Origin of the sequence: Mesorhizobium sp. M7D.F.Ca.US.004.01.2.1 (assembly GCF_003997785.1) — a bacterium.
Lineage (GTDB): Bacteria > Pseudomonadota > Alphaproteobacteria > Rhizobiales > Rhizobiaceae > Mesorhizobium > Mesorhizobium loti.
This window is the reverse complement of the sequence record NZ_RZRQ01000405.1, coordinates 1-4,774: the sequence shown is the minus strand read 5'-3', so window position 1 is coordinate 4,774 and position 4,774 is coordinate 1. Positions and strand designations below refer to the sequence as shown.

4 protein-coding genes and 2 pseudogenes are annotated in these 4,774 nt (G+C 64.7%); 5 read left to right on the top strand and 1 reads right to left on the bottom strand.

The window, feature by feature from the left end:
* The 5 genes and pseudogenes from EN993_RS31605 to EN993_RS31585 all read left to right on the top strand — a co-directional run.
* A pseudogene (locus tag EN993_RS31605) lies at positions 1–284 on the top strand (gfo/Idh/MocA family oxidoreductase); the annotation flags it as partial.
* Positions 281–1,189 (top strand): sugar phosphate isomerase/epimerase, encoded by a 909-nt coding sequence (locus tag EN993_RS31600; protein WP_127265720.1) that lies wholly within the window; start codon positions 281–283, stop codon positions 1,187–1,189. The pseudogene EN993_RS31605 and the gene EN993_RS31600, both read left to right, overlap by 4 nt.
* Before the next feature lie 98 nt (positions 1,190–1,287).
* Positions 1,288–2,295, top strand: coding sequence for a substrate-binding domain-containing protein (locus EN993_RS31595; protein ID WP_126069531.1), 1,008 nt, complete (start codon positions 1,288–1,290; stop codon positions 2,293–2,295).
* 70 nt (positions 2,296–2,365) lie between these two features.
* Positions 2,366–3,163, top strand: a complete 798-nt coding sequence (locus EN993_RS31590) for an ATP-binding cassette domain-containing protein (RefSeq protein ID WP_109668185.1) — start codon at positions 2,366–2,368, stop codon at positions 3,161–3,163.
* Positions 3,160–4,209: an ABC transporter permease gene (locus EN993_RS31585; RefSeq protein WP_109668182.1), complete on the top strand. Its 1,050-nt coding sequence runs from the start codon at positions 3,160–3,162 to the stop codon at positions 4,207–4,209. Before EN993_RS31590 ends, EN993_RS31585 begins: the two co-directional genes overlap by 4 nt.
* Positions 4,210–4,389: 180 nt before the next feature.
* On the opposite strand, the pseudogene EN993_RS31580 reads toward EN993_RS31585, so the two are convergent.
* Positions 4,390–4,774: pseudogene (locus tag EN993_RS31580) on the bottom strand (ATP-dependent DNA helicase); the annotation flags it as partial.

Sequence of the window (4,774 nt, the reverse complement as noted above, 5' to 3'; positions counted from 1 at the left end):
GCCTGACCTGGGACGGCAACGATGCGTTGAAGGCAGAAGTGGTCGTGCCGGGCCGCGACGGGATTTTCGACAAAACGCAGACGATCGAGGTGCCGCCGCTCGACGCGTCCGACCGCATCGGCGGCCATCTCGGCATCATCAGGGATTTCATCCACGCCATCGAGACCGGCACCGAGCCGGAAACGCGTGGGAGCGACAACATCAAGAGCCTGGCCATGGTCTTTGGCGCGATCGAAAGCGCCGAAACCGGACGCCGCGTGGCGATCGCAGAGGACGCACAATGATGCCAAACCCGCTTCTCGACATCCGCATCGGCACCATGGTGCGGGCCAATCTCGACGACCCGGCGGCCTATATCAAACAGATCCTGCCGCTTGGCTTCGAGAGCATCCAGCCCTTCTTCTGGCAGACGCTGGGCGGCAAGGATTTGCCACGGCTGGCCGGTGATATCCGCGAGGCGATCGGCAATGCGGATGTCAGCATTTCGTCGATCGGCGTGTTCGGCAATCCGCTGGAAGACGGCGAGGTCGATCGCGGCGTGCTCAAGGCCTGGGAAACGGTGATCGACAATGCGCATCTGTTCGGCGCTTCGATGGTCAGCGGCTTCACCGGCCGCCTGCGCGGCAAGAAGCTGACCGACAGCCTGCCGCGCTTCAAGGAAGTCTGGGGGCCGTTGGCGAGGCGTGCCGCCGACAAGGGCGTGCGGATCGCCTTCGAGAACTGCGCGATGGACGGCAACTGGGCCAGCGGCGACTGGAACATCGCCCACAATCCCGACGCCTGGGAGCTGATGTTCAACGAAGTGCCCGACGACAATCTCGGGCTGGAATGGGAGCCCTGCCACCAGCTCGTCTATCTGATTGATCCGATGCCGCAGATCCGCAAATGGGCGCCGCGCATCTTCCACGTCCACGGCAAGGACGCGACAGTGCGCTGGGACGTCATCCGCGAACATGGCGTGTTCGGCAGTTTGCCCTTCGTGCAGATGCGCACGCCCGGCTTCGGCGACAGCGACTGGACGCGGGTGATCAGCGAATTGCGGCTGGCCGGGTACAAGGGCGCCATCGACATCGAAGGCTGGCACGACCCGGTCTATCGCGGCGATCTCGAAATCACCGGGCAGGTGCGCGCGCTGGAGTATCTGAAGCAATGCCGGGGAGGTGCCAGCTACCTGCCGAACCCGGTGTGAGGGTCGGCCGGCGGGAGGAGCCGGCCGTCAAGTGGTACTGCCGAAGTAATCGTCAGAAAGCCCCTCGGCTGACGAGGGAAACAATGGGAGGAACGTGCATGAGCATCGCGATCAGAACGACACTTCTGCGCTCGACCGTCGTGGCCGCCGCCACGGCGCTTGCCGCTGCAATCTCCACCTTGCCCGCACAGGCGCTCGACGCCCAGTGGTGCAAGGACGTCCACATCCGCTTCTTCGTCGGCGGCGCCGAGGGCGACGCCTTCGGCACCATCGTCTATAATGGCGCCAAGCAGGCGGCGGCCGATCTCGGGCCGAAGGTCGACTACATCTTCTCGGGCTGGGACATCGAAAAGATGGTGCAGCAATTGCGCGAGGCGGTCGCGGTCAAGCCTAACGGCATCGCCATGATGGGTCATCCGGGCGACGCGTCGATCATGCCGCTGGCCGAACAGGCGCATAAGGACGGCATCAAGATGATGTACCAGAACGTGCCGGTGCCAACAGTAACGGCGGCGTTCGGCGGCGGCTATGTCGGCGCCCAGCAGGAGCCGCAGGGCCGCGCACTCGGGGCCGAGGCGTTCAAGCTGGCCAAGCTGAAGTCCGGCGACAAGGCGATCATGATCGGCCCGTTCGACAATGAGAGCAGGGGTGCGCGTGAGCGCGGGACAGTGGCCGCACTGAAGGAGGCCGGCATCGATGTCGTTCAAATCAACTCCGCAACCGAGTGGGCAGCCGATCCGAACCTCGCGATTCCGGTGATCACCGCAGCACTGCTCAACAATCCCGACGTCAAGGCGGTCGGCTATCCCGGTGGGCAGATGCTCGGCAACGTCCCGACCTACATGCAGGCGGCAGGGCGGAAGCCCGGCGATATCTTCAATTTCGGCTTCGACACCAGCCCGCAGATCGTCGAGGGTTTCAAGGGCGGCTGGGTGCAGCTGACGGCCGACCAGCAGCCGTTCCTGCAGGGCTATCTGCCGATCCTCAGCCTCTGCCAGCAAGTGGTGCTGGGGCTGGCGCCGATGAATGTCGACACCGGCGCCGGTTTCGTCACGCCTGAGAATTACGAGATCGTCGCAGAGCTTGCCAAGCAGGCGCTGCGCTGACCTCCTAAGCCGTCGGCCGGGATCAGGCCCCGGCCGGCGGGACCGCTGGCGACAATCAAGCGAGGATCCGATGGCCGAACGCCTTATCGAACTGCGCGACATCAGCAAATCCTATGGCCAGGTTTATGCACTGGGCGGGGTCAATCTCAGCGTCGACCGCGGCGAGGTGGTCGGCCTGATCGGCGACAATGGCGCTGGCAAGTCGACCCTGATCAAGATCCTGTCGGGCGTGGTCAAGCCGACCAGCGGCGAGATCCTCGTGCGCGGCAAGGCGGTGACCGGGTGGAGCGCGGCGCGCTCGCGCGAGGCCGGCATCGAGACGGTGTTCCAGGACCGGGCGCTGGCCGTGCAGCAGACGATCGTGCGCAACATCTTCATGGGCCGCGAGCTCACCGGCTTTCTCGGCTGGATTAAGGTCAACAAGGAGATCGAGGAGGCGAGCCGGCTGATGCGCGAGATCGGCTTCACCTCGAAAGTGTTCACGCCGCAGTCGATCGTCGGCCAGCTGTCGGGCGGCGAACGCCAGGGTGTGGCGATCGCCCGCGCCATCTACAAGCAGGCGGAGCTGATCGTCCTCGACGAGCCGACGACGGCGCTGTCGCTGACCGAAACCGCCAAAGTCTTCCACTTCGTGCGCCAGGTGCGGGCGAGCGGCCGCTCGATCCTGTTCATCGGCCACAACATCCATCATGTCTTCGATATCGCCGACCGCTTCGTGGTCCTGGACCGTGGCAAGGTCGCGCTGACGACCGACCGCAGCCAGGTCAAAACGGCGGAAGAACTCATCAATTTCATGGAAGAGGTCGCGCATCCGGGCGGATTGGCCGGACTGCACGATGCAGGCGACGCGGAGCAGAGAGCACGATGAGCAAGACCATGGAGCCCGATCTGCACGAGCCGTCCGCCGGCATCCCCCGCCCCAGTTCCCAGAAGGAGTGGAAGCACCCATCCGATCACTGGATGCGCGGTTTCATCCTCGACAACCGCGCTTCGCTCGGCACGCTCGGCGTGTTCATCGTCATGATGGCGGTGTTCATGATCGCCAACCCGACCGTCTTCACCACCTGGTATCTCTACCGCTCGGTGCTGACGACGCTGCCGGTGGCGCTGTTCGTGGTGGTGCCGCTGGTCTTCGTCGTCACCTGCGGCGAGATCGACCTGTCGTTTCCGGCAACGATGGGTTTTGCTTCCTGGGTCTTCGCGCTGGTGGTGCAGGCTGGCTACGATCCGTTCCTCGGCATCGTCGCGGCGCTGATCACCGGCATGCTGCTCGGCTTCCTGGTAGGCTCGCTGGTGGTCTATGGCGGGCTGTCGTCGCTGATCGCCACGCTCGGCATGAATTTCCTGCTGCGCGGCCTGATCCAGATCATCAACGAAGGCAAGTCGATGGCGCTGACCGGCCTCAGCGACAGCTGGGCCTACACGATCTTTTCCAGCCAGCTCCTGGGCATTCCGGTGCAGATCTTCTGGGCCATCGCCTTTGTCGTGCTGTCGGCGATGCTCTACAACCGCCACCGCTTCGGCGCGCAGGTGAGGGTGGTGGGCGACAATCCAGACAGCGCCCAGCAGATGGGCATCGACGTCAAGCGCGTGCGGGTGAAAGTGTTCGTCTTCGTCGGCATCGGGGCGGCGATCGCCGGCACCTTCTCGGTGATGATCAACTTCACCTGGTGGCCGACGGCCGGCGACGGCTATCTGCTGCCGGTGCTGGCCTCGGTGTTCGTTGGCGGCACGCCGACCTGGGGCGGCATCGGCACCGTCGTCGGCGGCGCCATCGGCGCCGTCACCGTGTCGTTCATTCAGACCGGCGTCGTGGCGGCGGGCCTGAGCGGCTTCTACGTCCAGTTCTTCAACGGCCTGATCATCATCCTGTCGCTGCTCGGCCATAAGTGGAACCAGGCAAGGTATCGGTGAGGGGGCTGTTTCGTTGGCGGACCGCATGCCTTGACGCAAACGTCCATCGCTTCGCCATCCACGGGTCTCCGCGACGTCGCTTCGCTCCTGCTCCGCCCGTGGATGACGAAGGCGGGGAGGCTTCCGCCAGAGACGCATACACAAGGCGGTTCGCTTGTAGGACTACGAGGCAAGTGGGCTTCACACCGCCGCGACGAACCCGTCCAGCACGCGTTTCTGGCCGGCCTTGTCGAAGTCGATGGTCAGCTTGTTGCCTTCGATGGCTGATATGTTGCCGTTGCCGAATTTCTGGTGGAAGACGCGGTCGCCGACGTTGAAGGCTGACGGCTTGTCGGCGACGGATTTGGCAACCAGTTCGCCGTCGATGGTGCGGCCCTTGACCGAGGTGCGGCCGGCGCCGTAGCCGCTGTCCGTCTCGCCATAGCCGATGCGCTCGACCTGATGGCCGGAGCGCGAGCCCCAGTTGCGGTCGGTGGCCTCGGTGCGGTTGGCCTGCGCGCGCTGCCAGCCCGGCGTCGCATAGGTGTTGGAGAAGGCGCCGGATTTTTCGGTGTCGGCGCCGACA